This window comes from Candidatus Didemnitutus sp., from assembly GCA_019634575.1.
GTDB lineage: Bacteria > Verrucomicrobiota > Verrucomicrobiia > Opitutales > Opitutaceae > Didemnitutus.
In genome coordinates, this window is the sequence record JAHCAY010000002.1 from 713,071 (window position 1) to 735,724 (window position 22,654).

The 22,654-nt window shown below is 65.0% G+C and carries 31 protein-coding genes; 12 read left to right on the forward strand and 19 right to left on the reverse strand.

All coding sequences use genetic code 11. The features are described from left to right. Positions 1-34: 34 nt before the first annotated feature. The 3 genes from pyrH (at position 35) to KF715_18110 (ending at position 3,702) form a co-directional block, all read left to right on the forward strand. Complete coding sequence (pyrH, locus tag KF715_18100; GenBank protein MBX3738612.1) at positions 35-772, forward strand: UMP kinase; 738 nt, start codon at positions 35-37, stop codon at positions 770-772. Between the two features lie 120 nt (positions 773-892). Continuing rightward, positions 893-1,450 (forward strand): ribosome recycling factor, encoded by a 558-nt coding sequence (gene frr / locus KF715_18105; protein ID MBX3738613.1) that lies wholly within the window; start codon positions 893-895, stop codon positions 1,448-1,450. Between the two features lie 236 nt (positions 1,451-1,686). Beyond that, the gene (locus tag KF715_18110; protein MBX3738614.1) at positions 1,687-3,702 is read left to right on the forward strand and encodes an ATP-dependent helicase; all 2,016 of its coding nucleotides are present in this window, start codon (positions 1,687-1,689) and stop codon (positions 3,700-3,702) included. A gap of 11 nt (positions 3,703-3,713) precedes the next feature. Here KF715_18110 and KF715_18115 read toward each other — a convergent pair whose 3' ends face one another. The 4 genes from KF715_18115 to KF715_18130 all read right to left on the reverse strand — a co-directional run bounded on the left by KF715_18115 (position 3,714) and on the right by KF715_18130 (position 7,312). Continuing rightward, positions 3,714-4,058 carry a hypothetical protein gene (locus tag KF715_18115; GenBank protein ID MBX3738615.1) on the reverse strand — a complete coding sequence of 115 codons (345 nt, stop codon included), beginning with the start codon at positions 4,056-4,058 and terminating at the stop codon, positions 3,714-3,716. Positions 4,059-4,062: 4 nt separating this feature from the next. Beyond that, a complete protein-coding gene (locus tag KF715_18120) occupies positions 4,063-4,515 on the reverse strand; it encodes a hypothetical protein (GenBank protein MBX3738616.1) in 453 nt (150 codons plus the stop codon). A 504-nt stretch (positions 4,516-5,019) separates the two neighbouring features. After that, a complete protein-coding gene (locus tag KF715_18125; protein MBX3738617.1) occupies positions 5,020-5,874 on the reverse strand; it encodes a CPBP family intramembrane metalloprotease in 855 nt (284 codons plus the stop codon). A gap of 532 nt (positions 5,875-6,406) precedes the next feature. Continuing rightward, positions 6,407-7,312 (reverse strand): leucine-rich repeat domain-containing protein, encoded by a 906-nt coding sequence (locus tag KF715_18130; GenBank protein MBX3738618.1) that lies wholly within the window; start codon positions 7,310-7,312, stop codon positions 6,407-6,409. A 288-nt stretch (positions 7,313-7,600) separates the two neighbouring features. Here KF715_18130 and KF715_18135 point away from each other — a divergent pair, with 288 nt between their 5' ends. Beyond that, on the forward strand, positions 7,601-7,804 hold the full coding sequence (locus KF715_18135; GenBank protein MBX3738619.1) for a hypothetical protein: 204 nt from the start codon (positions 7,601-7,603) through the stop codon (positions 7,802-7,804). A gap of 547 nt (positions 7,805-8,351) precedes the next feature. Here KF715_18135 and KF715_18140 read toward each other — a convergent pair. The 6 genes from KF715_18140 to KF715_18165 all read right to left on the reverse strand — a co-directional run bounded on the left by KF715_18140 (position 8,352) and on the right by KF715_18165 (position 11,497). Then, entirely contained in the window at positions 8,352-8,570 is a 219-nt protein-coding gene (locus KF715_18140; GenBank protein ID MBX3738620.1) for a DUF4287 domain-containing protein, read from the reverse strand. Positions 8,571-8,579: 9 nt separating this feature from the next. Beyond that, positions 8,580-8,993, reverse strand: coding sequence for a DoxX family protein (locus KF715_18145; protein ID MBX3738621.1), 414 nt, complete (start codon positions 8,991-8,993; stop codon positions 8,580-8,582). A gap of 167 nt (positions 8,994-9,160) precedes the next feature. After that, the gene (locus KF715_18150) at positions 9,161-9,499 is read right to left on the reverse strand and encodes a hypothetical protein (GenBank protein ID MBX3738622.1); all 339 of its coding nucleotides are present in this window, start codon (positions 9,497-9,499) and stop codon (positions 9,161-9,163) included. A 153-nt stretch (positions 9,500-9,652) separates the two neighbouring features. Continuing rightward, positions 9,653-10,195 (reverse strand): GNAT family N-acetyltransferase, encoded by a 543-nt coding sequence (locus KF715_18155; GenBank protein ID MBX3738623.1) that lies wholly within the window; start codon positions 10,193-10,195, stop codon positions 9,653-9,655. A gap of 85 nt (positions 10,196-10,280) precedes the next feature. After that, positions 10,281-10,829, reverse strand: coding sequence for a LemA family protein (locus tag KF715_18160; GenBank protein MBX3738624.1), 549 nt, complete (start codon positions 10,827-10,829; stop codon positions 10,281-10,283). Further along, positions 10,826-11,497 carry a hypothetical protein gene (locus tag KF715_18165; protein ID MBX3738625.1) on the reverse strand — a complete coding sequence of 224 codons (672 nt, stop codon included), beginning with the start codon at positions 11,495-11,497 and terminating at the stop codon, positions 10,826-10,828. Before KF715_18165 ends, KF715_18160 begins: the two co-directional genes overlap by 4 nt. Positions 11,498-11,812: 315 nt before the next feature. Here KF715_18165 and KF715_18170 point away from each other — a divergent pair, with 315 nt between their 5' ends. Together KF715_18170 and KF715_18175 are read left to right on the forward strand one after the other, a co-directional pair. After that, positions 11,813-12,727 carry a hypothetical protein gene (locus tag KF715_18170; GenBank protein MBX3738626.1) on the forward strand — a complete coding sequence of 305 codons (915 nt, stop codon included), beginning with the start codon at positions 11,813-11,815 and terminating at the stop codon, positions 12,725-12,727. Positions 12,728-12,861: 134 nt separating this feature from the next. Continuing rightward, entirely contained in the window at positions 12,862-13,431 is a 570-nt protein-coding gene (locus tag KF715_18175; protein ID MBX3738627.1) for a DUF4256 domain-containing protein, read from the forward strand. Positions 13,432-13,506: 75 nt separating this feature from the next. On the opposite strand, the gene KF715_18180 is transcribed toward KF715_18175, so the two are convergent. The 7 genes from KF715_18180 to KF715_18210 all read right to left on the reverse strand — a co-directional run bounded on the left by KF715_18180 (position 13,507) and on the right by KF715_18210 (position 17,381). Beyond that, entirely contained in the window at positions 13,507-13,956 is a 450-nt protein-coding gene (locus KF715_18180) for a GNAT family N-acetyltransferase (GenBank protein ID MBX3738628.1), read from the reverse strand. Positions 13,957-14,053: 97 nt separating this feature from the next. After that, positions 14,054-14,821 (reverse strand): haloacid dehalogenase type II, encoded by a 768-nt coding sequence (locus KF715_18185; GenBank protein MBX3738629.1) that lies wholly within the window; start codon positions 14,819-14,821, stop codon positions 14,054-14,056. A gap of 5 nt (positions 14,822-14,826) precedes the next feature. Further along, positions 14,827-15,336: a DoxX family protein gene (locus KF715_18190; GenBank protein ID MBX3738630.1), complete on the reverse strand. Its 510-nt coding sequence runs from the start codon at positions 15,334-15,336 to the stop codon at positions 14,827-14,829. A 97-nt stretch (positions 15,337-15,433) separates the two neighbouring features. After that, positions 15,434-15,844 (reverse strand): nuclear transport factor 2 family protein, encoded by a 411-nt coding sequence (locus KF715_18195; protein MBX3738631.1) that lies wholly within the window; start codon positions 15,842-15,844, stop codon positions 15,434-15,436. Further along, positions 15,841-16,440, reverse strand: a complete 600-nt coding sequence (locus KF715_18200; protein ID MBX3738632.1) for a pyridoxamine 5'-phosphate oxidase family protein — start codon at positions 16,438-16,440, stop codon at positions 15,841-15,843. Before KF715_18200 ends, KF715_18195 begins: the two co-directional genes overlap by 4 nt. A gap of 60 nt (positions 16,441-16,500) precedes the next feature. Further along, on the reverse strand, positions 16,501-16,965 hold the full coding sequence (locus KF715_18205) for a hypothetical protein (GenBank protein ID MBX3738633.1): 465 nt from the start codon (positions 16,963-16,965) through the stop codon (positions 16,501-16,503). A 44-nt stretch (positions 16,966-17,009) separates the two neighbouring features. Continuing rightward, the gene (locus KF715_18210) at positions 17,010-17,381 is read right to left on the reverse strand and encodes a DsrE family protein (GenBank protein MBX3738634.1); all 372 of its coding nucleotides are present in this window, start codon (positions 17,379-17,381) and stop codon (positions 17,010-17,012) included. A 162-nt stretch (positions 17,382-17,543) separates the two neighbouring features. Here KF715_18210 and KF715_18215 point away from each other — a divergent pair, with 162 nt between their 5' ends. Beyond that, positions 17,544-17,873 (forward strand): winged helix-turn-helix transcriptional regulator, encoded by a 330-nt coding sequence (locus KF715_18215; protein ID MBX3738635.1) that lies wholly within the window; start codon positions 17,544-17,546, stop codon positions 17,871-17,873. 41 nt (positions 17,874-17,914) lie between these two features. Here KF715_18215 and KF715_18220 read toward each other — a convergent pair whose 3' ends face one another. Continuing rightward, positions 17,915-19,336: a hypothetical protein gene (locus KF715_18220; GenBank protein ID MBX3738636.1), complete on the reverse strand. Its 1,422-nt coding sequence runs from the start codon at positions 19,334-19,336 to the stop codon at positions 17,915-17,917. 170 nt (positions 19,337-19,506) lie between these two features. Between KF715_18220 and KF715_18225 the strand changes: the two genes are divergently transcribed. From KF715_18225 to KF715_18245, 5 genes are all read left to right on the forward strand, one after another. After that, the gene (locus KF715_18225; GenBank protein ID MBX3738637.1) at positions 19,507-19,935 is read left to right on the forward strand and encodes a hemerythrin family protein; all 429 of its coding nucleotides are present in this window, start codon (positions 19,507-19,509) and stop codon (positions 19,933-19,935) included. A 96-nt stretch (positions 19,936-20,031) separates the two neighbouring features. Further along, positions 20,032-20,583, forward strand: a complete 552-nt coding sequence (locus KF715_18230; protein ID MBX3738638.1) for a hypothetical protein — start codon at positions 20,032-20,034, stop codon at positions 20,581-20,583. Positions 20,584-20,794: 211 nt separating this feature from the next. After that, entirely contained in the window at positions 20,795-21,145 is a 351-nt protein-coding gene (locus tag KF715_18235; protein ID MBX3738639.1) for an MmcQ/YjbR family DNA-binding protein, read from the forward strand. A 200-nt stretch (positions 21,146-21,345) separates the two neighbouring features. Beyond that, a complete protein-coding gene (locus KF715_18240; protein ID MBX3738640.1) occupies positions 21,346-21,765 on the forward strand; it encodes a hypothetical protein in 420 nt (139 codons plus the stop codon). A 123-nt stretch (positions 21,766-21,888) separates the two neighbouring features. Then, positions 21,889-22,332, forward strand: a complete 444-nt coding sequence (locus KF715_18245) for a hypothetical protein (protein MBX3738641.1) — start codon at positions 21,889-21,891, stop codon at positions 22,330-22,332. Positions 22,333-22,347: 15 nt separating this feature from the next. On the opposite strand, the gene KF715_18250 is transcribed toward KF715_18245, so the two are convergent. Beyond that, positions 22,348-22,578, reverse strand: a complete 231-nt coding sequence (locus tag KF715_18250) for an HPr family phosphocarrier protein (GenBank protein ID MBX3738642.1) — start codon at positions 22,576-22,578, stop codon at positions 22,348-22,350. Positions 22,579-22,654 lie beyond the last annotated feature (76 nt).

Consider the following 22,654-nt stretch of genomic DNA (forward strand, 5'->3'; position numbering starts at 1 on the left):
GGCTCTTTTGCGGACGCGTTTCCTGACCTCCCAAATGGGAGCGAAGACCACCGGCCACACCGAACTGAAGTTCAAGCGCATCGTCCTCAAGTTGAGCGGCGAAGTCCTCCGCGGTCGCGGCACCGAGCCGATCGACGACACCACGCTCGAGGCGATGTGCACCCAGGTGAAGGAAATCCACGACCTCGGCGTGCAGGTCTGCATCGTCATCGGCGGCGGCAACATCTTCCGCGGCCTCCACGGCGCCAAGCGCGGCATCGACCGCACCACCGGCGACTACATGGGCATGCTCGCCACCGTCATCAACGGCCTCGCGCTCATGGATCGCCTCGAGAAACTCGGCGTCAGCACGCGCGTGCAGTCGGCCATCCCGATGAACCAGATCGCCGAGCCGTTCATTCTCCGCCGCGCCATCCGCCACCTCGAGAAAGACCGCGTCGTCATCTTCGTCGCCGGCACAGGCAACCCGTATTTCTCGACCGACACCACCGCCGCGCTCCGCGCCTCCGAGCTGCACGCCGACATCATCATGAAGGCCACCAAGGTCGACGGCATCTACGACAAGGACCCGAAGAAGCACGCCGACGCGGTCAAATACGAGACGCTCACCTTCATCGACGCCCTCAAGCAGCGCCTCAACGTGATGGATTCGACCGCGTTCTCCCTCTGCATGGACAACAACGTCCCGATCCTCGTGTTCGACCTCAACGACGAGCACGCCATCCGCAAAGCCGTCCGCGGCGAAAAAGTCGGCACGCTCGTCAGCAATTGAGGGAAGCGGTAAGCAACAAGCGCTAAGCTCGAAGCTCTGCGCCGCGCTGCACTCGCCCCTTGCCGATCCCGTTTCCTACGCTTACTGCTTAAAGCCTAACGCTTACAGCCCTTCGCTCCCATGACCACCCAGACCCTCGCCGAAGCCCAAGCCCGCATGAAGAAAGCCGTCGAGCACACGCTCCACGAATTCTCCACCATCCACACCGGCAAGGCCTCGCCCGCCATGGTCGAGTCCGTGATGGTCGAAGCCTACGGCTCCATGATGCCGCTCAAAGGCTGCGCCGCCATCACCACGCCCGACCCGCGCATGATCCAGATCCAGCCGTGGGACAAGGGCCTCACCCGCGCCATCGAGAAGGCGCTCCAAATGGCCAACATCGGCGTGAACCCCGTCGTCGACGGCCAGCTCATCCGCCTCCCCTTCCCCGAACTCTCCAAGGAGCGCCGTCAGGAATTCGTGAAGACCGCGCACCGCCTCGCCGAGGAAGGCCGCGTCGCCGTCCGCCACGTCCGCCGCGACGCCATGGAAGCCGCCAAGAAACTCAAGAAGGACGGCAAAATTTCCGAAGACGACGAGAAGCGCCTCGAGAAGGACGTCCAGACCTCGACCGACAAATCCATCAAGGACATCGACACGCACCTCGCCCACAAGGAAAAGGACCTGATGACGGTGTGAGGCGCGCGACGCGCGCGCCAGCCGTCAGCTCTCAGCCATCAGCTGTCAGCTGTCAGCTCCTCCGATTCGCCCGCGCCACCCGCGCGGGCTTTTTATTTCCGGCGCCGCGCGCCCGCCTTTTTCCTTCCCTCTCCGCGCTCCGTCCTCTGTCTTCAATCCTCCGCCCTCCGTTTTTCCACTCCTTTCTCCCGCTTGAAGCTTACAGCTTAGAGCTTACCGCTTACCGCTCTTCCCGCTTGTCCGACTTCGAACTCGATTCTCCTTTCCCCTCCGCCGGCTCCGCTCCCGCGATCGATTTCCGCGCGTCCCTCAACGACGAGCAGTTCAACGCCGTCACCGCCGAGCCCGGCCCGCTCCTCGTCCTCGCCGGCGCCGGCTCCGGCAAGACCCGCACGCTCACCTACCGCGTCGCCTACCTGCTCTCCCAGGGCGTGAAGCCCGGCGAGATCCTCCTCCTCACCTTCACCAACAAGGCCGCGAAGGAGATGCTTCACCGCGTCCACGAGCTCACCGGCGTCGAGCCCGCGCGTTTCTGGGGCGGCACCTTCCACTCCATCGGCAACCGCGCCCTGCGCATGTTCGGCGATGCGATCCAGCTCCCGAAAAACTTCTCCATCCTCGACGCCGACGAATCCGAGTCCCTCCTCAAGCAGTGCGTCGAGTCCATCGACAAGCTCTTCTTCAAGGACAAGACCAACCCCCGCCCCAGCCCGCTCTTCAGCGTCCTCTCCCTCGCGCGCAACAAGCAGTGCTCCGTCGTGGACCTCGTCGAGCGCCAGTTCCCGCACTACCGCGAGATCGCGCACCTCTTCCCGAAATTCTCCGCCGCCTACGACAAGGCGAAGCGCGAGCAGTCCGTCGTCGACTACGACGACCTCCTCGAACTCTGGCTCAAGCTCCTCACCGACGCGCCCGACGTCGCCGCGTATTTCAACCAGCGCTTCCGCCACGTCCTCGTCGACGAATACCAGGACACCAACACCATCCAGGCCCAGATCGTCGACAAGCTCGCCTCGCACCACCGCGTCATGGCCGTCGGCGACGACGCGCAATGCATCTACTCGTGGCGCGGCGCCGAGTTCGAAAACATCATGACGTTCCCCGACCGCCATCCGGGCACCGTCATTCACCGCATCGAGGTCAACTACCGCTCGACGCCCGAGATCCTCAATTTCGCCAACGGCGTCCTCAACACCGCGCCCAAGGGCCAGCATTTCGAAAAGGAACTCCGCGCCGCCCGCAAACACGGCCCGAAGCCGTCCGTCATCCAGGCGATGGACGACCGCGAGCAAGCCGCCTTCGTCCTCAAGCGCATCGAGTCGCTCGTGCAGGACGACGGCGTCTCACCCAAGGAGATCGCGATCCTCTACCGCTCGCACTTCATCGCGCTCGAGATGCAGCTCGCGCTCTCCCGCGCCGGCATCCCCTACGTCATCACGTCCGGCGTGAAATTCTTCGAGCGCCAGCACGTCCGCGACCTCATCGCGCTCATCCAATTCGTCTACAACCCGAGCAACACGCTCGCCTGGCAACGTTTCGCCGTCCTGCTCCCGAAGGTCGGCGAAAAAGGCGCGCAGAAAATCTACGGCGCCGCGCTCGACCACGCGAAGCTCCTGCAGAAAAACTTCATCGACGCCCTCGCCGAGGACGACGTGAAGACCAAGGTCCCGAAGGACGCCAAGGACGACTGGGCCAACTTCTGCGCCTCGCTCCAGCAGGTCGCCGCCGCGATGGACGAGGGCAAGCCCGCCGACGCCGTGAAGGTCGCGATCGACGGCTGGTATGGCGACTACATGCGCGGCGCCTACGCTGACTACCTCGACCGCCTCGAGGAATTGAAGGGCTTCGTCGGCTTCGCGTCGCAGTTCACCGAGATGCAGGAGATGCTCACGCAAGTCGCGCTCCTCAACGGCGAGACCGCCGAGAAGGAAGTCGAGCCCACCGACGACGCCATCCGCCTGACGACAGTGCACCAAGCCAAGGGCCTCGAATACGACGTCGTCTTCGTCATCGGCGCCGCCGACAACCAGTTTCCGACCCGCCGCTCGATCGAAGACGGAGACGTCGAAGAAGAACGCCGCCTCTTCTACGTCGCCGTCACCCGCGCCAAAAACGAGCTCTACATCAGCTACCCGAAAGTCGCGACCCGCGCCGGCCCGGGAGGAATGATGCTACAACCGTCGAGATTCCTCCTAGAGTTACCGAACGACCTCTACGACGAACTGCGCATCAAGCGGAGCTGGGGCTGGTAGTCTAAGTTTCCTTAGGAGAGGAGTTGATCAAAAACCCCGTCGATGTTGAGGTGCTTCCGACGCAGCGCCGCATACAGTTCCTCAAAAACCCGTTGATCCTCGCCACGAAAGTCAGCCGAATTAAACGAAAACATTTCAGGCTCTTTCATTCCGCGATTATTCGCTTCGTGAGCGATAGCAGAAAGCGGAATTCCTACAGACTTAGGATAAAGATAAAAAGAAAACGGTCCGTATTCCGAGGTCCTGTGAGGACCATGTAGAACGGACATCGCCATACCACGGTAGCGGAAATAGAATTCCGTATCTTGGAGGTGAATATCCGAAACGGATCCGATATCCCGCAGGACACGCTTCATCACTTCAATCGCTCTTGGGTCCATGGTGTTCCTTAAGTAATGTAATTGCAGCTCCTAGCGTTTGTTCATCCAGGAGTGCGTGCAACTGCTCGGACAGTCGCCTTTTTTTGGGTTCCGAAAGTTGTTCCAAACCGTCAGCGAAACGAATGAGTTCATCGTAGCACACCTTGAACTGCGCATTTCCATCACCAAGGAGACGGATCATCCCAGCAAGCTCGCCAAGAAGTGCCAGAATCTCTCGCTTGTCCTCTTTCACCTCGAAATTGAGAGAGTCAAGTCGTGCCAACGCGCCTTTGATTTTTTTCATCCTCTCTCCAACGAGCGTATGAGCTAGAATTCGACCAAAAGCTGATATTTTTTCGCGATGGAAAATCAGCGCATAGAGGGCAATCAGCCCGAGAACGAGGCTGACGCTATCCGAGAAAAATGAGACAATAGCTGTGAGCTTCTCTAGCACGAAGATTGACGCAACCGAACTGGTGCGATTTGCGCAATCTTGAAACCTGCGGCCGAGCCGACGGGGTCAGGCCGTTGCGTGTTGCATCGGGCATCCGCTGCAATCCGGCCGGAATCAGTCCGATGCTTGTTGCAGAAACTCGCGCCGCGTCCGACGCCCCGTATTTCACCACGGATTTCACCGATCACACGGATCAGACTCCGCCAAGGCTCCGGCTGACAGGTCCGTCTTCCCTCGGTCCTCCATCCGGGTCGAGCCGATGGGGTCATGGTCGAGCCGATGGGGTCATGGCTTGACTCTTGACTGACCGAGCAGCGCGCCGCGCTCGACGCCGATTCTTCACCACGGATTTCACGGTCAACACAGATCATGCAACGGACATCCATCCGGGCCGAGCCGACGGGGTCATAGCTTGACTCTTGACTGACGTCGTCGCCGCGCCGCGCTCGACACAGTTTATTCACGCGGCAAACCGACGGGGTCAGGCCGTTGTTGGTTGATCGGCTAACCCCGGGGGAGGTGAACCACGACCGGCTGCGGATCAGCCGGTGCAGGTGCCTGGCGCCAGGCCAGCCGGCCGCGCGTGACGACGAGCAGCACGCCGGCCAACACCCAGAAGCAGACGATGATGGTGGTGAGCGGCGCGCTGCTTGGGCGCACGCCGCCTTCGCCGATAAAACCGCCGAGGATCGCGCCGGAGGCGTTGAACACGGCATGCAGCAGGATGGCTACGAGCACACTGCCACGGGAAAGGTTCCGCGCGGTCGTCATCACGAAGGCCAGCGCGGCGACGAGCGCCAGATAGTTCACAAACGACCCGCCCCCATACCCTGGGATCAGAAAAAGCGGCAAGTGCCACCCGGCCCACAGCGCACCGAGGACCAGCGTGCCCCGCCATGGCCCGAAGCATCGTTGCAGACGCGGCAGCGCGTAGCCGCGCCAGCCCGCCTCCTCGCCCAACGGGCCGGCCATCATGAGGGCCCGCCAAGTGGCCGCCGGATAGCCTGCCAGCGCGGCCCAAGAGACACTACCAGGCCCGCCCTGCGCCAGCCAGCAACCGGGCGCGACCACGAAGGCGAACACAATCAGCAGCGCTCCCGTGCCCAAGCCGACGCCAAACGGCACCGCGCCGGGCCAGAGCGTGAACGCCCGCCAGTTGCCGGTGGCGCGCCGGTGCAACCATAGAGCCACCAGCGTCGGACAAAACGTCCCCGGCAGCACCCACGGCATCGGTAGCGTTACGGGCAGCCAGCCCAGCCCCTGACCGGACAGCACCAACGGCAGCCAAAGCAGCCAGGTCGACGCCAGCGTGAATACGAAAAATCGGACGAGTTCCACCCGGTCGGCCTCCTTCGTCATGCAGGGAGAAAATGCGTGCGTTCCCAACCTGGCAAGCCCTGGCCCGAGCCGAAGGTGCCCGGGCGGAGCCGATGGGGTCATGGCTTGGCTATTGACTGACATCGGCGGCCGGAACTGCGTTCGACGCCGTCCTCGCCTCGGCAGATTCCGATCTCGCCACAGAGAGCACCGAGGCAAACCGGAGAACACGGAGCACGACGCCGCGCCCGTTGCCGCTGTCGGCCTCCCTCTGCTCTGTGTCTCCTCCGCGCTCTCTGTGTCCCAGCGTTTCGCGCCGGTTCGGGATTTGACCCGCTCCCGCCGCGAGCCGACGGGGTCATGGCTTGACTCTTGACAGTCGCACGGCGCGACGCGCCCGACGCCGTCTATTTCACCACGGATTTCACGGATCACACGGACCAGACTCCCCAGGGTTCCGGTTGACCGGTCCGCCTTCCCTCGGCCCTCCATCCGTGCCATCCGCGCAATCCGTGGTCAAAAACTCCGGCGCCGCCAACGGCCGTGCGCTTTCGGCGGCCTGCTCGTGCCGGATTTACTTCGCCGGCGATCGGACGATGATCTTGCCGTCCGGCTTCGAGCCGGGCGGCTTCTCGGTGCCGATCCTCGCCCGCAAGCCGGGAGAGAGTTTCGCCGGATCGATCTTCGTCCCGGTGATGTCGATCGTCGCCCGCATGTCGGCGAAGCCCTCGGGCAGCGTGGTCAGCGGATTATTGCGGACCCGCAGCTGGTTGACGATTTTCACCTGACCAAACTCGGTCGGCAACTCGCTGATCTGGTTGTCCGAAAGATCGCAGACCCGCAGCCGGGTCAGCCTGCCGATGGTGGCGGGCACGGTCGCGATGCGGTTGCCCGAGAGATTCAAGTGCCGCAATTCGGTGAGATGGCCGATCTCCGGGGGCAGCTCGCTCAGCTGGTTCCTGGAGAACTGGAGTTTCTTCAGTTTCCTCATCGTGTAGACGAAGGGCGGCACGGTCGTGAAGCGGTTCGACGTGAAATACATTCCCTCGAGCGCATCCATTTGCCGCAGGGCGAGCGGCAGGGTCTGCAGCCGGTTGAATTCGAGGTAGAGGAATTTGACCTGCTTCAGGCGACCGAGCTCTTCCGGCAGCGACTCGATCCGGTTGCGATTCAGGAAGAGATGAAGGTGGGCGACCTCGGTGATCGGACGCTTTTGTCCGGCGTCGTCGACGGTCAGCTCGCTCAGCCCGGTCAGGTCGGTGAGGTCCAAGCCGGAGAGCAACAGCGCGCGGTCGCCCTCCTGGAGGTTGTTCGTCTGGTCGATCGCCGTGGGCATCACCGCGCCTTTCGTTGCGATAAAAAGGGTGAGCGGATGGTCGCGGGCGTAGTCCTGGAGCGTGACGGCGAAGGCAGACGCCGACGCCACGGAAAGCACCAACAGCGCGGCGAAGGTCGAGGACAGGCGAGGGATACGACGCATTTGGTTTTTGGGGTTGGGGTCGGCCAGTCGCGGCAAGAGACGCGCACCCATCGTCCGGAGTTTCATCCGCTGGACCGAGCCGAACGGCACGCCGCGCTCGATGTCGTCTGTTTCACCACGACTCTCACGAATGAAACGGATCCGCCTTCGCCAAGGCTACGGCGGACAAGTCCGCCACGCTTCGGGCATCCATCCGTGACATCTGCGCAATCCGTGGTCAAAAACCCCGGCGCTCCTCGCGGCTAAATTTCCGCGCCCCACTCTCCACACTCCGCTCCCGCCGACCTCATGCCCCTCTCCAAATCCCCCGACGCCTTCAAACTCCGCACGCTGTTCATGGGCTCGCTCGGCGAGATCCCCGAGAGCCACGCCCGCACCGCCGGCCAGAAGCAGCTCGCCGCCTGGCTCAAGGCCGGCCTCATCGAGCATCGCCGCGCCGAAAAACTCTACGCCCTCACCCCCAAAGGCGAAGCCCGCATCAGCCTTCGCTAAAGCTTCGGCTGACAAGTCCGGTAGCTCGGTTCACCGCGCCACTTTTTCAACACAGAGGACACAGAGAGCACAGAGGGTTCGATCCCCTCCGCGTCGCCTTTCTCCGCGTCCTCCGCGATCTCTGTGTTTAGGCGGATCGGGTAACCTCTCAAACTTCGAGTCCAAGAAAATTAACCACTGATGCTTCGCCTACCGGCTCCGCTTGAAGATCCCCTCCGCCTAATCGGCTTCGAATTTGGTTCCGGGGAGCGGCTAATCGCCGCTGGCGAGCAGGCAAGTTCGGTTGTCAGTCGGCGATTAGCCGACCCCCGAAGCCACCTGGCGGAGCCGATCAGGTGTAGCCGCACACTGTAGCGCAGCCGGTAGGCGGAGCATTCGTGGTTAAACCGGTTCGGTGTTCCCTTCCGAATTTTGGCGATTCTCCACACGGCTCGCTCGGCGAGATTCCCGAGAGCCATGCCCGCACCGCGGACCCGAAGCGCACATCAGCCTACGCTGAAGCTCCGGCGAACAAGTCCGGCAGGGCCGTGAGCCGCGCGGCGCGCGGTCAGGATTTCTTGCCCTTGAGCAGGGCGAAGATCGCCATGGCGTGGCCGTGGCCGAGTTTGAAGTCGGCCTTCAGCCAGGCGACGATCTCGCCGGCCTTCACGCCGGGCGCGATCGTGCCGTCGCGTGTGAAGCCCTTTTTCGCGGCGAGCGCGCGGAAATCGGCCGGGCTCTGGCCGGTCTTCGCTTGGATGTTGTCGAGGTAGGCTTGGAAGGACATGGCGGAAAATCACCAGCGACGGAATGCGATCAACGCGCCGAGGCGCGGCTCGCGCAACACGAGCGGCACCCAGACCAGCAGGGCCGTGACGAGCGTGAACACCACGGGGAACGTGCCGCTGCCGGCGCGCACGTGGATCGCGATGGCGCCGCCGAGATAGCCGGTGAGCAGCACGGCGCCGAGGAGCGAGGTCATCGGCACGAGGTAGATGATCGTGCAGGCGAGCAACAGGGAGCCGATCGGCAGCACGAGGTGTTCGGCGACGCCGAGCGTCACGTTCGCCTTCACCACTTGCTCGACGCGGATGATCTTGGTGATCGAGTCGAACAGGAGGAACAAGGCGAGGAGCGCGGTGAGGATGTGGCTGGTCCACAGGCGGGCGGACGAGACGGTTTCGAGCGGGGCGGCGGAGGGGAGGGCCATGGCGCTGGAGGTTGGGGCGGCGAAGGGAAAGCCCACCCTATCGCATACGTTCAAGCGCGAGATCTGAACAATGAGACGATCGCCCAGATCCGCACGATTTCCATCCGGTATCGCGCGACGAGCATGAACGAGGTGCGCCTAGCCTGCGCCCGATCATGGCAAGGCGCTCAGTGAAATTGCCGCACCTCGACCGCGGTGCGACACGCGAGCACAGCCTTGCGACCCCACTCCTGCGCCTCGGCGAGGTCCTTCGCTTCGATCACCCACAACCCGCCGATGTGTTCCTGGGTCGGCAGATACGAGCGGTCACTCACGCGCACTTCGCCGCCACCGGCCGGCCGGAGCGAGCGCGCAGTGCGCGCCGGGTGCAATCCGCCGACGAAGACGCGAATGCCTTGGGCGACCATCGCTTCGTTGAGCACGTCGATCGCGTGGTCCATCGTCGCATCCTCCGTCGAGGGGTCGTAGTTGTCGGGATGAAAAATCGTGATCAGGTAGCGCGGCATGAGACCTCCAAGGATGATGGTTCGGGCGAGTCAGTTGTGCTTCGTTCCTCGAATCGACGGATGAAATGTCAGCCGGCGGACACGCGCCTCGGATTTCAGATCGCGACACGCTCCGCGGCCAGACCTCCGGCGGCGTAGCTGCCGCGCCTCGGCTCACAAATCGCAGACGAGATACGCGATCTTGAATCCGTTGGATGCGAAGCCGTCGGCGAGCTGCCGGAAGCCGAGCCGGCGGTGGAACGCGTGCGACTCGGGATTGGGCGGGTCGAGATTGACGTCGCAGCAAAGGTAACGCGCTCCTTGCGCGCGCGCCGTCTCCGCCACCGCGGCGTAGAAGGCCCGTCCGATGCCGCGCCCGCGATGCTCGGGCGCGAGCGCGACCTGGCAGATGTAATAGAACGGCTCGGCGATCAACCGACGCAGCTCGTTCATCTCGGAGTCGTCGTAACTCGACGCGCGTGGGAACGCGAGGAGGTAGCCGAGCACTTGCCCGGATGAATCGACGGCCACGAGACGATGCCCCTCGCCCGCCAGCAGCCACGGCAAGTCGCCGGCTTCCACCGCCGCGACGGCCGGCCGGTTTCCGGCATTGAGCCGCAGCAACGCTTCGTGGTCGGCCGCGGTCAGCGGACGCAGGCTCCAGGTCGGAGCCTCCGCGGAGGAGTCGGAGCGACGGGCGATGTTTTCCAAGGACATCGCCATACGAGACTGCGGCCACCGACTTATTCCCAGCCGAAGGCTCCGCGCGGCCGACAACGAGCCGGAGCAGTCGCCGCGCGGCTCAGAACTGCACGTTCGGCGCTTCCTTGACCGCTGGCGGCACGGTGAAGAAGTCCGCCGGTTCGAAACCGAAGGCCCGCGCCACGAGATTGCTGGGGAAGGTTTCGCAGCGGTTCCGGAAGTCGCGGACGTTGCCGTTGTAGAATCGCCGCGCGGCCTGGATGCGATTCTCGGTGTTGATCAGCTCGGTCTGCAACGCGCGGAAATTCTGGTCGGACTTCAGCTGCGGGTAATTCTCCACCACGACCAGCAACTGCTGCAACGCGGCCACGAGGCCCGTTTCGTCGGCAGATTGCGCGGCAACCGGACCGTGGTTGGCGGCGCAGCGGTTGCGCAGCTCGACCACGCGCTCGAGCGTGGCGCGCTCGTGGGCCGCGTAGCCTTTCACGGTCTCGACGAGGTTCGGGATGAGATCGTAGCGCCGCTTCAGCTCGGTATCGATGTTGGCCCACGCGTTGGCAACGTAGTTGCGCAGGTTGACGAGCGCGTTGTATTGCACCGCCACCCAGAGCAGCGGCGCGAGGACGAGGACCAGCAGCAGGACGATCATGGGGCAGAAGAGAAAAGATACTCGGGCAACAGGCGGCGGATTTCGAGCAACTCGCCCAGGCGCCTTTCGATCTCGTCCGGCTCGAGCCGGGAATCGAACAGCAGCGCCAGCACGTTACCCTCCAGCTCGATCGAGAGGTCGCGGTGCCGCAGCAGGTATTCCATCATCAGTCCGTGGCAGACGTCGTAAGCGAATTTCTTGTCGGGACTGCGGACGCAGAACGCCCGCGAAAACTCCGCCGACTCGAAGTCGATGTCCTCGTAGCCGACAGCCTGCGCGAGCTTCGACAGCAAACCCTCGGGCGAAATCAGCAGCTCGGGGAAAGAGCGCGGCAGGACCAGCATCACGACCGTGAAGTAGTGGTGGTGCGTTTGCCGGCCTCCCTTGGAGTGGGAATACGTCTCGTAGTGGTAGTCGAACGCCATCACCCGTTCGCCCTGATACACGCCGTCGAGGCAGTTGAAGAGGTAGCGGTTTGAGCCTTGGTCGAGCTTGTCGAGAAACTCGAGACGCGCCGCGTTCTCGGGGTCCTCGTCCGCGCGAAAGCCGAGACCGAGCCGGGCCGCGAGCGCCGCCATCGCCTTCGTGCGCTGCCGCGCCACCCAGCGCCCGAGCACGATGAGCCCGATGACGACGAGAACGATCAGGACGACGAGAGCGATTTGCACGGCGGTCCTTGTAGCGGATTTCCACCACCCGCGATATTACAAATCGCCCCCGGGTTCGGGCGCAGCAACGGCCACACCCTCCTGCCGGCGCGGAGCCGGAGCCCCAGCCCGCAGCGCCCGGGCGGACGGCGTTCACCCCGCGTCCCGCCTGGCCATCGCCACGCCGAAACAGAACGGGTTGGCGCGTTCCGAGACGGCTTAGCGCATCTCGCGAGTTTTCCGGCAGGGCATTTGCGATAGTGCCGTCGCCAGCGCGCTGCGCGGCGCGCCGGCATCCGTCGCCTATCGCCTTCCCTCCTGCCTCACCTCACCACCATGAGAAAATTCCTCTTCCGCCTCGCTCTGCTTCTCCTCGCCACCGGCACGGCCGGAGCCAGTGACACCGCCTGCGATTTCCGCAGCGTCGGTGATCCACGCAACGGTCTGCTCTTCATCGCGCAGACCCAGCGGGCCGATCTGAGCATTTCGAGCGCACTCGGCCAATTTCAGCAGATCGCGAGCGACGCCGGCTATGAACTCGGCAACGAGGTGATCACCGGCGACCACGGCCGGTTCTCGTTTCTTCAAACATCGAGCGATCCCGCCCTCGTGTTCTGGGTCGATGCGGACGGCGCCGGTAATGTCTCGCTCAGCGTCAAGCTGGCTCGCGGCCAGAAGTCCGATGCCGCCGCCGTGAAATCCGAATTCTGCGCGCTGCTCGGCCGACTGAAGTCCGGCCGCGAAGGCGAGACTCTCGCTGCCACCGCGCGCGCGCGCCACGGCATCGGCCGCGTCATCGCCGCCGACGCCGTGCGCCTCTCCGCCGATCTCGGCCGGGAAGTGAAGCGCGCGCTCAGCGGGCCGGCCGCCAAGGGCAAGCTCAGCAAATTCCTCATCGGCACCGGCACCTACGCCACCAGCGGCGAATACCAGGAAGCCTTCGCGCCCCTCCAGGCGAAATACCTCGGCCGCAAATACGAGATCGACGGCCAGCTCTACACCGTGTCCCGCAACACGATCACCGGCGAGATGCAGCTCAACTACCTCGTCACCCCCAAGCGCGGCCTGCTCGGCATCAAACAGGAGGGGCAATACAACAACTTGAATTTCCAGATCCACTGCACGCTCGCCAAGGATCAGGCCCCGCTCTTCGCGACGCTCACCGAAGGCAACTGGGTGAAACTCACCGGCACCGTCACCGAAATCCGTCCCGACGGCCTCGAACTCACTGAGTGCCGTCAGGCCAACTGAGCGCCGTCCGCGCCGGCGCACTCGCACCCCAGCGCCCGGGAAACCCTCCCGGACGCGAAATGCGCGTCCGGGCGCACGACTTCCCGTTTGCCTCCGGGCGCGCCCGCGCGTTTCGTGGCGCCCTCCTCCACGCCATGAAATCCACGAAGGCTGAGAAACTGCCGGCGAAGCAACGCGAGGAATTGCTGGAAACGCTGTCCGCGCGCTTCGCGAAAAACATGAACCGCCACGCGAAGCTCGCGTGGGCCGCCGTGCAAAAGCGCCTCGACGCCACGCCGGCCAAGCTCGCCGCACTGCACCAGATGGAGGCGACCGGCGGCGAGCCGGACGTCATCGGACAGGACGCGCAGACCGGTGAGCTCCTCTTCGTCGATTGCGCGCCGCAAAGCCCGGCCGGACGCCAGAGCCTGTGCTACGACCGCGCCGCGCTGGACGGCCGCAAGAAATTCCCGCCCAAGGGCTGCATCACCGAACTCGCCGAGTCGATGGGCGTGGAGCTGCTCGACGAGGAGCACTATTTTGCCCTCCAGAAACTGGGCGATTTCGACACCAAGACGTCGAGCTGGCTGAGGACGCCGCCGGAAATCCGCGCGCTCGGCGGCGCCATCTACGGCGACCGCCGCTACAACCGCGTCTTCATCGGCCACAACGGCGCGGATTCCTACTACAGCGGCCGCGGCTTCCGCGGCTTGCTGCGCGTGTAGCGCGCCGTTCGGCGGCGCTTTCGGCCGTCAACTTCGCGAGCGGAGCGCGTCAGCGCGGAGCCGGGCGCCGCGGCCTCACAGCAGCTTGCCGAGGAACGCGAGCGTGAAGCCGTTCGACGCCGTGCTGGAACCGATCTCCGTGAAGTCCAGCGCGTGGTGGAACGCAAAGGCGTTCCGATCCGGCGGATCGAGGTTCACGCCGCAGCAGAGGACCCGCACGCCTTCGCGCCGGGCGACGTCCGCGATCGCGGCGTAGAAGGCGCGGCCCATGCCCTGCCGGCGCCACGCGGGCGCGATCACCACTTCCCAGATATAGAAAAACGGCTCCCCCACCCGCCGGCGCAGCGCGACCATTTCGCTGCCGTTATATTCCGAGCGGCTGGAAAAGGCCATGAGGTAGCCGAGCACTTCGCCCCGTTCGTCCACGGCCACGAAGGGGCGCGCGCCTTGCGCGAGCAAGCGCGTCAGCGCCGCGGCGTCCAGCGATTGCACCGACGGATAGTTGTCCGCATCCAGTCGCAGCAAGCCGGCCCGATCCGGCGCGGTCAGAGGCCGGACGGTCCACTCGAGGGGAGGTGAAAAATTCATCGCAGGAGAATCGCGCCCGCCCGTGAAGATCGGTTCAGGCTTCGAACACGAAGCGCTCGAGATCGAGCAGATTGTGGCCGATGCCGTCCGGGACGGCGCTGAGTTCTTCGACCGGCTGCTTCAGGCGATTCACCCAAAAAGTGGGATAGCCGAACCATTTCGCCCCGCTGGCGTCCCAGCCGCCGAAAGCGGCGAAGAGGATTTCGTTGACCGGCAAGCCGAGTGCATCGACGCCGAGCTGGTAGGCGCGCGGGTCCGGCTTGAAGGTGCGCACGGCGTCCGTGCTGAGGGACTGCGTGATGAGGCCCGCCAAACCGGCGCTCTCCACGGCAGCCGAGAGCATGCGTGGGGAAAAATTGGACAGGAACACGCAGGTGATGCCGGCGGCGCGGAAGCGTTGCAGCACCGGCAGGACTTCTGGCCACGTCTTCAGCCGCAGCCACGCGTCCATCAGCCGCGCGCGCTTCTCGGCGGTCAACTCCACGCCGATCACGTGGGCCGCATAAACGAGCGCGTCTTCGGTCACCTGCCAGAAATCCACGTAGTGCCCGCCGGCGACACGCAGCCACGAGTATTCGAATTGCCGCGTTTTCCACGCGTCCGACAACGCCGCCCCGCGGCCGGGAAAAAGTTCCTCCGCGAGAGCGAAGACCGGGCGCGGATCGAGCACGGGGAAACCGTCGAAGGCGATCGCGCGAAACCGCGTGCGGCGCGGCGCCTCGGGCGACGGCGTCGCCGCTCGGGCGAGGGCGACTGCCGCTGCGGCTTGGACGGAGAGTTGGAGGAATTGACGGCGATGCATGGTGCTCATTGGACTACGGATTGCGAAGTTTGCCGGCGCTGTTCGCGCCGCCGATCGATCGACCATGGCCCGGGGCCGCTCAATACCAAGCTCACCAGCCCGGCGAGATACAGGAGGCTCATCTCGTAGCCCGGCTGGCCGAATTTAGGCCCGGCCTCGGTGACGGACTGCAATTTGATCGAACTGAAGCCGAAAGGCAGGTGCACCGCGAAAATCGAGACGAGCAGGATGATCGCCAGCGGCACGCTCACGAGGAGCGTGAAGGCGCCGAGCAGCACCGCCAGCCCTCCGAGAACTTCCACGACGATCGTCAGCCAGCCCATGAGCGGCGCGAGCGGCACGCCGAGTCCGTCGAGCGTCGCGATAAACAGTTCCGGTCCGCGCTGGAGCTTGGCGATGCCGTGGGCGAGGAAGCCGTAGCCGACGATCAACCGCAGCGGCAGCAGCGCGCAGGGGCGGTAAGGGGCAAGACTCCAGAAGGGAGCCGGCGGTGCGGCGACAGTTTTCTCACTCATGAATCGGCGGCGGGGATGACGTTGGTGGGAACGCGGACGCGCAGGCGGCAGCCGCGCTCGCCCATACGGATGCGCCGCGGAGCGAGTTTATTCCCGCTCAGAGCCGGCGCTCCATCGGATGAATCGGCAGATCGTTGATGCTCGCAAAACGGCTCGCCATCAGGCCGGAGGCGGCGAACTCCCAGTTCTCGTTGCCGTAGGAGCGATACCATTGGCCGGAGGCGTCGTGCCACTCATACTCGAAGCGCACGGCGATGCGATTGCCGCCGAAAGTCCAGAGCTCCTTCTTCAGGCGATAGTCGAGCTCGCGCGCCCACTTGCGGCGCAGGAACGCGACGATGGCGGCGCGGCCGCTGAAGAATTCCGACCGGTTGCGCCACTCGGAGTGCTCGGTGTAGGCGAGCGCCACCCGTTCCGGGTCGCGGCTGTTCCAGGCGTCTTCGGCCGCTTGCACCTTGAGGCGCGCGGAAGCTTCATCGAAGGGCGGGACGGGCGGGCGGATATTCATGCGGAGGTGCGGGCGAGTTGTTGTTCCAGTTCGGCGATGCGTTGTCGGAGAGGCGCGGTCAGCTCCGCGATCTCCTCGGTCGTGTAGCGCGGGGTGATGTATTTCGGGCAGTTCCAGTCGTGCGAGACGACGTCGATGAAAAAAAAGCGTTCGATCGTGCGATGCACCGCCGGCTCGGCGAGCTCGGCCAGCAGCTCGGGGTGCTCCCGCGCATCGACGGTGCGCGCGTGGCCGAGAATCTTCAGGCGCTGGCGGCGCGGGTAATCCATCAGGAAGAGCGCGGCGCGATCGTTCACGTCGAGGTTGCCGGTCGAGAGCAGCTGGCGGTTACCCTTGTAGTCGGCGAAGGCCAGGCGATCCGGTGCGAGCACGCGCAGAAATCCGGGACGTCCGCCGCGGTGCTGCATGTAGGGCCAGCCGGTTTCGCTCACGGTCGCGAGGTAGAAGCTGTCGCGGCGGCCGATGAACTCGATCTCGTCGGGCCCGAGCGGATCGTGCGCCGGCGCCGGCCGTTCCGCGCGCGCCGGGCCGTAGTAGCGTTCGCGCGCCGCGCGGACCGACGGCGTGCCGGTGACTTCGAGAAACTTTTCGGTCATGGGAGAAAAATGCAGGCCGGCGCTGTGCCCCTTGCGCTCCCTGCGCCGGCCTGCGACCCGTTACTTGGTCTCTCGCGCGACGAGCTCCGGCCAGTTGGCCTCGGCCTTGCGGAGATTGCCCGCCTTGTCCTCGGCGAAAGTGCGCTTGATGTCGTTGCTGAACTGGAGGACGAGCCGGCCATCGATGATCTCCCACGTCTCGATTTCGACGGGGAAGAGCTTGCCGATGGACACGCCGAAGGCGCAGTAGCCGCCGTAGGCCGGCAGATACTTCGCGGGCTGGCGCAGGAACTCGGCCTTGTGCTCCTCGGAAGCGAAAAGGTAGGTGTGGCCCGCGTGCTCCGCGGCGATGAACGGGCTGCCCTTCATCGGCTTGTGGTCGGTGAAAAACGCCACGGGATCGTAGGCCTGGAGCGCGATGTTCGAGTGGCTGTCCGCGTTCACGATCGTGGCGGCGGCGGAAGCGACGACGCTCAGCAGCGAGCCGAGGCCGAGAAGAAGGAGGGAACGACGAATGAATTTCATGTGGATTGGGATTGTGAGAGGAGGATGGAGATGAAGCGCGGCGCTCAGAACACGAGGGTCTGCCAGCCTTCGGCGAGATAGCGGCGGAGATCGGAGATGCCCGGCGTGCCGGGGAGCGCGAAGTCCTTGAGCAGTTTCGCGCCGCTCGCCTGCGCGCCTTCGGTCGCGCCGAACACGGCCGCGCAACCGCAGGAGACGCCGCGGACGCTTTCGCGCACGGCGTTGTAGAGGCCGTTGGCGGGGTGCGAAACCTTGACGAGTTCCTCCGGCCAGCGCGTGCCGGCGCCGTTGAAGACGACCTCGACGGTGTCGCCGGCCTGCAGCGCGGCGTGAGCGACCGCGAGACCGTTGAAGGCGCGGCCGAGAGCTTCCTCACCGGCTTTCGGATCGGAAAGAATGACAATGGCAGTTTTCATATCGTGATGGGTTCTTTGTTGTGTCGGCCCTGCAAAGATGCAGGGCTGCGACGTGCCACTATCTCACGGATTTTCGTTTTCCCACAGTGGGCACAAATCGCGGGGATACGCACTTTTCGGTGTGTCTTTATGAACGACAGCGACAAAAAATTTTTGACCATCATGCCCAAGCTGAAGACGCGGCGGGTGGAGAGATTGCTCGAGGAAGTCATCGGCTGCCGCTGGACGATCAGCGTGCTGCGCGCGGTGACCGACGGCGTGAATCGTCCCGGCGCGATGGAGCGGCACATCGCCGGCATCAGCACCAAAGTGCTCAGCGATCGCCTGCGGAAATTCACCAGCGCCGGACTGCTCGAACGCGTGCCTTACGCCGAGATCCCGCCGCGCGTCGAATACCGGCTCACCGAGTTCGGCCGGAAATTCGTGCGGCTGCTCCAGGAAGTGGAGAAACTGCAGCAGGAACTCGATGCCGAGCCGCGCGCGCGCCGTTGATCGTGCCCGCGCGCGCGAAAGCCGTGGTCGCGCGCCGCGCGTCAGCTCGCGGGCGCTTCGCCGACGAGCGAGTTCAGATAAATTTCCAAGTTCGTGTAGCCTGACCCTGCGCGGATGGCGGCGCCATCGGCAGCGTGCTGCGGATCGAGACCGTGCGCGGTTTCCCATGCATCGGGGATGCCATCGCCATCGGTGTCCCAACCGGCGGGACGATGCACTTCCGGATAGTTGTCCCAGCCGCCCACATCGTCCTGCGAATCTGGCAGGCCCGGCAGGCCGGTCTTGCTACCCTTGAACTGCGCGGTGCCGGAACGGACCTCGGCGATCACGCGCCGGTCGTGCGGATCGAGGGCGGGGAAATTGCAGCCGACGTTCGCGAGCACGTCCGGGTAGGCTTCGTCCGCCGTTTGCGTGCGCACGTGCGGCGGGAAAAACTCGGTATCGGACCACGGACTGTAGTTTTCCGGCAGGCGCCCGCCGCGCTCGGTGGTGGCGGTGCGCGCCTTGTCCGGCTCGTCGGCGACGAAGTGCCCGGGCATGACGTTGCCGGCGACGTGATACCGCTGCGTGCCGGGGAAGCCGCCGTATTGGGCGTTCAGCGCGAAGAAGAATTTCGTGGCCGGACCGGGCTTGTAGTAATTTGCGACGAAGTTCACTTCGTGCGCGCCGCCGTCGGTCGCGCGATTTTTCCAGTTGTAGACGACGTTGTTTCGCAGATCGAGGCGGCCGGCGTAGGTGTGGCCGTTGTTCTTGTCGAGTCCGCCGGCGAGGCTCCAGTTGCGACCCGAGCAGTGCGCGAGGAGGTTGTGGTGGAAGCTGCCGATGTCGCCCCCGATGCTCGCGGCGTAGCCGTGCTGCGTGCCGGGCGGATAGTTTTTGTGTCCGGCGGCGTTGAGCGCCTCGGAAATGAGCGTGCGCTGGAGCGTGATGTTGTGCGCGCCGCGCGAGCTGAATGCCTCATCGAGCGTCCAGCTGATCGAGCAGTGGTCGATGATGCAGTTGTCGGCGCCCGCCAGGCCCATGCCATCGAGTGTCGTGCCCGAGGTGTTGCCGGGGCGCACGCGGAGGTAGCGGATGATGACGTCGTGCGCGCCGAGGATGCCGAAGTTGTAGTTCGCGAGGCAGACGCCGAGGCCCGGCGCAGTCTGGCCAGCGACGGTGAGGTTCGAGTTCGCTGCGCGCACCACGAGTTTCGATTTCAACTGAATCAAGCCCGACACCTCGAACACGGCCGTGCGCGGACCTTCCGCCTCCACGGCGGCGCGCAGGCTGCCGGGACCGGAGTCGTCGAGGTTCGTGACCGCAATGACGCGCCCGCCGCGCCCGCCTTGGGCAAAGCGTCCGTAGCCCTCCGCGGTCGGAAACGCGAGCGACCGATCCGGCTGGTCGGCCGCTCCGGACGAAACGGCGGCGCTGGCAACAAACAGCGCGTGCCGGAGGAGAGCGGTGAACGACAGGGTCATGTCCGAAAGACGTCGTCCACTCCGGTGGGATTACGGCATCGCGCGATTAGGACACGGCGATGCACCCGCGCGTCCGTTCGCACGATTTGCCAATAAATGCGCAGGCGGCCCGCTCATCGCGTCGATTTGGAAATAACCGCTGGCAAATTCGCCCGCGGCTCCATTTCCCCATGACCGACTGGAGCGAGCGATTCGAAACCGGAGATCCGCAGATCGATGCGGATCATCGGGAATTTTTCCGCCGCATCGCGGCCCTCAAGGCGGCATTCGCCGCGGGAGCGCCGGCGAATCGCGCCGCTGAGCTGCTCCAACTGCTGCACGACCACGCACTCGCCCATTTCCAACGCGAGGAGCTCACCATGGCGCACACCGGCTGCAACGCCCACGCGGAGAACTGCGCAGCGCACCAGGAATTCGCCCGCAAGCTCGACGGCTGGACGCAGCTGCTTTGTCTGTCGGGCCCGACTCCGAGCCTGGTGGAGGACATCCACCGCGAATCGGCCGCGTGGATGAGACACCATATCCTGCGCGTCGACTGCCGCCTGCGCGGCTGCCTGGCCGCGAAGACGGACCGGAGCGCGACGGCGGCTGATGTGTGACGCACCGGCGCCGCGCGAGCGGTTCCCAGGACATTCTCCCAGACGAATTCACGCCGACTTCATCGTCGTTTCACGGTCGACCGGCAGGCTCGCTGCATGATCAAAGACCGACTTCTGCTCGCCGCGCTCTTCGTCCCTGCCCTGCTCTTGCTCGCGCCGCTGATCGCCATGCGATTCACCGACGAGGTGAGATGGACCGGCTCCGACTTCGCCGTCGCCTACGTCGTGCTGGCCAGCGCCGGACTCGCGTTCCGTTTTCTGTTTCGCCGTGCCGGCAACCCCATCGCTCGCCTCGCCGCCCTCGCCGCGGTGGGCACGACGCTTTTCATGACGTGGGTGAACCTCGCCGTCGGCCTCGTCGGCCGCGAAAACCATCCGGCCAACGCGATGTATCTCGGCGTGCTCGCCATCGGCGTCATCGGCTCCCTCGCGACCGGTTTCCGACCCGGCGGCATGGCACGCACGTTCTTCGCGATGGCTGCCGCGCAACTGCTCGTGCCGGCGATCGCGCTCCTGCTCTGGCGCGTGGAGCCGGACATCCCCATCGCGCGCGTGATCGGAGCCAACGCCTTCTTCGCCGCCCTCTTTGCCGCCACAGCGCGGTTGTTTCAGTCGGTGGCGCGCCAGCCGACCGCAACCTACAGCTGAGCAGCCACGCCCAATCGCGCCCCTGCGCCTTTCCAGAGCAACGTCTCGACGCTGGGCCGAAGCGGGCCAGTCGGCTCAAAGCGTATTCGGGCATGAGTGTTCGCATTGCGAACATTGCCGAAATGCGCGGCGCTTGGGCGGAGCATGGCCGGGAGGGAAAGGCGGTCAGTTTCGGCGTGCAGCCCAGCACCGGGCGTGCTGAAACCGGGTTGTGCTCCTCGATCGTTTGCAGGCTTTCACGCTCGCGCTGCCTCATGTGACCGTCGTCGCCCAGTGGGGCGGGCTCGTCTACAAGGTCTCGGGCAAGGTCTTCCTCGTGCTCTCGCTCGACGGGCAATTGCTGGAAGGCGTGTGCTTCAAATGTCCGCCGGAGGAGTTCGACGCGCTCACCGAGATCGACGGCATCGCGCAGGCACCCTACTTCGCCAAACGTCATTGGGTGCGGCTGTCCGACACCGCGGCGCTGCCCGAGCCGCAACTTCGAGAGCGCATCCGCCGCAGTCATCAACTGGTCGCAGCGGGCTTGCCGAAAAAGACGCGACTCGCACTCGGCTTGGACTGAGGAGCATCGACGCACGACCGCGGGCGCGGCCGAGGTTTCCGTGCGGTCGGCTCGCCCACAGGTGAAAACATCGGTGCAACCGGAACGCGCCAGACGGCGCAGCTTGGTCTTGTCGCCGCTGCGCATTTTCACGGCTCGGCGCGGGGCTCGCCCTCGTGTTGGTGGCGGTCGGGCTGCGCATCGCGGTGGCCTCGGCCGCCGTGACCCCGCCCGGGGTGTTGCTCGGCCCGCTCACGTCGCGGCAATTCATGGCGGTGTCCTTTCTCGGCATCCTGCTGTTCACCGGATTCGTGGCGCCCGGCGTCCGGCTGCGTGGCGTCGCAGGATGGCATCGACCGCTCATGTTCCTAGCCACGCTCTCCGTCTGCGCGGCGGGACTCGGGCGCATCCAGTCGCTCACCGAATTTTTCGTCCGCCACGGCTGGTATGGCGTCTTCGGCGATTTCTGCGGCGTCGTGACATTCGCCGCGCTCACGGTCGTGGCGCACGGAGTGCTGACGCACCGTCTCGATCGGCGGCTGGCGACGTCCTTTGCGGGCTTCGTCGTGGTTTGCACCGCCATCGCACAGGCGACGACGAGCGCGGGCTGGGCTGCGGTGGCAGAGCTGCTGTTGCGCTGATCGATGCGGGCCGGCTTCCGCCCAATTTTTCTTTGCCTCCCGGTCCCGTCTCTCCGCAAATGGGGCGGTGGGCTCCACGCCGAACGTCACCCGACGTGTAGCCATATCTCCCGCACCTTCGTCATGGGCCATCCTCCGACACACCTCAGTGCGCGCAACATCCTGCGCGGGCAGGCCATTGGTTTCTCGTCGCTCGTCGTCGTGATGTGGGTGGTGGAAATTTTCCACCTGCCGCACCTGCTGTTCGGCGAATCGTCGGAGTTCATCCTCGCGCGACCGGTCATTCGCACGCTGACCGTCCTCGCGGTGTGGGCGCTCGTGCACTTCACGACCAAGCGCCTGCTCCGGCGCCTGCACGAGCTCGAGGAATTCCTCCTGATCTGCGCGTGGTGCCGCAAGGTCGGCGACGGCGACCGCTGGCTTTCGGTGGAGGACTATTTCGATTCGAAATTCGCCACCGGCACGAGCCACGGCATTTGCCCCGAGTGCGCCAAGCAACAGCTCGACGCGCATCGGCAGCGCATCTGCGAAGCGGTGGAAAAATCGGCAGTCGAGACCAGCGAGTGATTCCCACCCGCGCGGTCAGCCGCCGAAGAATTCCTGCACCGTCCGGATCGCCTCCTGCTCGTCTTCTCCGGTGGCTTCGAGATCGAGGGTCGCGCCCATCGCGGCGCAGAGCGCGAGCACGCCGAGCAGGCTGCGGACGTCTGCGATCCGCTCCGCGCTGCGCAGCCGGATCTCGGCGCGAAATCGTTGCGCCGTGCGCACCAGGCGCACCGCTTGCCGCAGATGCAGACCCTCCGGCCACGGCACTCTGACTCGCGTGTTCGTCATCCCGGCTGAGACTGCCGCGCAGCGCGCGGGTTCATCGAAATTTGCTTGGGCGCAT